Annotated in this window: 2 protein-coding genes; one reads left to right on the plus strand and one right to left on the minus strand. The window is 51.6% G+C overall.

Annotated elements, in window-relative coordinates; all coding sequences use genetic code 11:
• Positions 1–486 precede the first annotated feature (486 nt).
• Complete coding sequence (locus tag A9165_RS16245) at positions 487–2907, minus strand: S9 family peptidase (protein WP_008606449.1); 2421 nt, start codon at positions 2905–2907, stop codon at positions 487–489.
• A 237-nt stretch (positions 2908–3144) separates the two neighbouring features.
• Between A9165_RS16245 and A9165_RS16250 the strand changes: the two genes are divergently transcribed.
• Positions 3145–3720 (plus strand): porin family protein, encoded by a 576-nt coding sequence (locus A9165_RS16250; protein WP_065956660.1) that lies wholly within the window; start codon positions 3145–3147, stop codon positions 3718–3720.
• The last annotated feature ends 56 nt before the right edge of the window (positions 3721–3776 follow it).

Consider the following 3776-nt stretch of genomic DNA (forward strand, 5'->3'; position numbering starts at 1 on the left):
TTGTGGCAAGGATGGTTCAAACTACAAACCATCCTTGAAGGTTATGACCTAGCAAAGTCTCTTGAGGCTGACTTGTGATCAAGAGACAGGCCATAACGCCGGGCTTAGCTCGAAAGCATTTTAAAGAGTGCATAAAACAATGCGCTGTAAAGCGCACTATAAACAACCTGTTTATTTTCGTCTGCTTTTGGTTCTTTATCGGATAAGCAAAATCCCAACTTGCATCCAAATGCAGTGCCTAGTGACACAAATGTCATCTCAAGCAGAAATTGGATAATCATCTTACTGAAACTAACCAATCATTGTTCCAGAACGGATTATCCAGGCACCAATCTGCTTACCAAGCTGATATGCCACCACTATCGCCAGCAAACTCAGCAAGGCTAAAGCGAATTTCTTACTCCATGTCATGCTTACCTCCAAAAAAGCAAAAGCGCTGGGTTTAGCAGCGCTTTTTATTATAGATTAACTTTATTGCAACACAACTTACTCGGCAGTATCGGCCTTAGCGTTTTTAACAAACTCATCCAGCCAGGCCGTAGTTTCCCATAGCATATGAAGTACCGACTCACGGGCGCGGTAGCCGTGTGATTCCAGTGGCAACATCACTAAGCGGGTGGTGCCGCCGTTGCCTTTAATCGCCTGATATAAGCGCTCGCTCTGCATGGGGAAAGTGCCGGCGTTATTATCATCACTACCATGGATCAGCAGTATGGGTGTCTTAATTTTTTCGGCATGGAAGAACGGCGACATCCGCACATATAACTCCGGATCATCCCACAGGGTACGCTGCTCCATCTGGAAACCGAACGGCGTTAAGCTACGGTTGTAGGCGCCGCTGCGGGCAATACCGGCTTTAAACAAATTGGAGTGCGCCAGTAGATTTGCTGTCATAAAGGCACCATAAGAATGACCGCCAATCGCCACCCGGTTCGGGTCTGTTACGCCGCGCTCTACACCTGCAGCAATCGCCGCTTCCGCATTTAAGATCAGTTGCTCGATAAAGCTATCATTCGGCTCCTGCGTCCCTTCGCCAACGATCGGCATGGTGGCATTATCCAATACCGCATAGCCCTGAGTTGCCAGGAACTGCGGTGTCCAGTAACTGATGCGGTTAAAACGGTACGGCGAATCACTAACCTGACCGGCAGCGTCAGCACTGCGGAACTCGCGCGGATAAGCCCAAATCACGGTCGGCAGTGCGCCATCGCGGGCTTTATCGTAGCCGGCAGGTAGCAGCAGTGTCGCCGACATTGGAATACCATCCGCACGCTGATAATTAATCAGTTCACGGCTAATACCCTGGGTATGTGGCATCGGGTGCGGTGTTTTGGTCAGGGCAGTCAGTTCGCCGCTGCTGAGATCGCGCAGGTAGAAATCCGGCGGCAGATCCGGCGCCTCACGCTGGGTTAACAGCTTGCCTGATGGTAACAACGTAAAAGGGAACTCGTAGAAAGGCGCTTCCGAACGCCATAAACGGCGGGTTTCACCAGTAGCCAGCTGACGCTGATCGATAAAGGGTCTGTTACCCTCTGGTGACGCGCCGACGCCCGTTAAATAAATAGCGCCATCCGCTACCCGCAACAAGCGCTGGCCGTTAGCAGCGGTAGTTAATAACGGACTGCCCGGATCATTATAACGATCTTCAGAAGAGCGCTCCCAGAATACCCGGGCTTGCTGCGCCGGGTCCAGATACCAGACTTTTTCATTGCGATCCTGCCACCAACGCTCCCAGACCAACAGGCTGCCATCGGCGGCCGCTAACAGGTAGGAGAAACGGAAGCTTAAATCCAGCAGCTTTTCTGGCTCGGCGTTAAAAGGCGCTGCCAGTTGGAACAGCTGATCCCGTACCGTCACTTTATTCGCCGGATCGCCACCATCCGCCGCTTCAGCCCAGTATAGCGTTGCCGCCTGATCCGGGCGCCAGCCTACACTACGGCGGCCGGTGATAACCGCATCAAAGGCTATCGGTAAATTATCGGCTACCGGTTGCTGCACCACCTGATATTGCAGCTTGCCGCTGGCATCCCACACCTCGGTGGTATAAGCAAAGCGCGATACCGGTACCGCATAGGAAAACGGCTGCTCAATACGGCTGACCAGAATAAAGTTATTGTCCGGCGATAACTCGGCACCACGCAGCAGTTGTGGCTTGCCCAGGGTAGTCACCTTATTGTTCAGGCCGATTTTTACCAGCTGACTGGTAAAGTAGTAGCTAAACAGGGCTTCATCATATTTGTTTTTTAACAAATCCTGATAGGTGCGCGCTGGTGCAGTGCGGCCACGGGCTTCGGTAATCACCGGGCCAGTTGGCACCTTGCTTTGCACCGGTTCAGCACCCCGTTTGGCAGGAATACTGGCGGCAAAAATCGCTTTGCTATCAGCAGTCCATTGCAGCGAGCCCCCCCAGATGGCATTTAACCGGATATTGCTCCAGCGGCTGGCCCGCAGTTTTTGCAGATCCACCTGCCACAGTTGGGCTTCGTTATCTTCCAGTTGAATAAACGCCAGATAACGGCTGTCGGGGGAGAAATTAAGATTGACCGCTTTCAGATCCTTCGGCAAGCCTTTGATCGCTTTTGTCTGCTGCGTATCCAACTCGATCAATTGTAATGACGAGACATAGCGCGGTTGTGACGGACCATTATTCGCCGGATTAAACCTTACACCAGCCAGCCGGTATTCCGGCGCCGCCAGATCGGCAATACCTGGTAAGGCGGCAAAACCGGTACTTAGCATCAGCTTGCCATTCGGGCTTAACATCGCCCCCGGTGCTGGTGCCGCATCGACGATAGCTACAATCTCTTTTACCGGCTGCTGATAGCCAATATCCACAGCCGTTGCCAGTGCCAGTTGACTGCAACTGAGCAAGCTACCCAATAAGGCAGCGCGAAGGATCATCTTCATTGTTGGATTCCCTGTCTTTTTGTTAGCCCTTTGTTATAACAGCTTTTGCCGGCAATACCAGCTTGCTTTCGACCATGTTGAGAAAAACTGAGATAAGCGCCAGTAAGACTGTGCGGGGAGTTACAAGTTGTTACATTGTCTTAGCAAACATAACGCAAAGGGTCAGCGCTATTAAGGTGCAATTCAGCGGGCGGGTTGCAGTATCGATAGCGTTACCCCAACTAAGAGGACGCTGTTATGTTAAAACCCTTTATCGCGCTTTTCGTGATCAGCGCTCTGGCTGCACCAGCTCTGGCTATGGATTCGCCGTTCTATGTCGGTGGCCAGGTCAGCGCCACTAAGCTAAAAGAAACGGACAGTAGTGAGAGTTTTTCCTTCGACTTTACCACCTTATCTGTGCTGGCTGGCTACCAGTTTAACCCTTACGTCGCTGCTGAGGTACGCTTTGGTACCGGTGTCAAAGGCGAGCGTTACCGCGAGCCGGGTTATCTGGAGGAGCTGACCGTTGACCAACAAAGTATGCTGCTGTTAAAGGCCGGCGTACCGCTTTCCAATAGCTTATCGCTGTATGGTTTAGCCGGTTATGGTGCCAGTAAATTTAAATATGAGGTGCAGGACGAGGGTTTTCGTTTTACCGATAGCGAGACGCTGGATGGCTTTGCCTGGGGCGTCGGCGCTGGTCTGAAATTTACGCCCAGACTCACCGCGACCCTGGAATATTTACAGCTACCGCAGGAGCGCTTCCGTGACGGCAGTGAAAGCTACAAGTTAAAAGCCAATAATCTGAGCCTGGGTATTAATTACCAGTTCTGATTAAGCGCCATAAAAAACAAACCCCGGTCAACTGCCTGTCTCTTATACACAAATCC

Source organism: Alishewanella sp. HH-ZS, from assembly GCF_001704375.1.
Taxonomy (GTDB): Bacteria; Pseudomonadota; Gammaproteobacteria; order Enterobacterales; family Alteromonadaceae; genus Alishewanella; species Alishewanella aestuarii.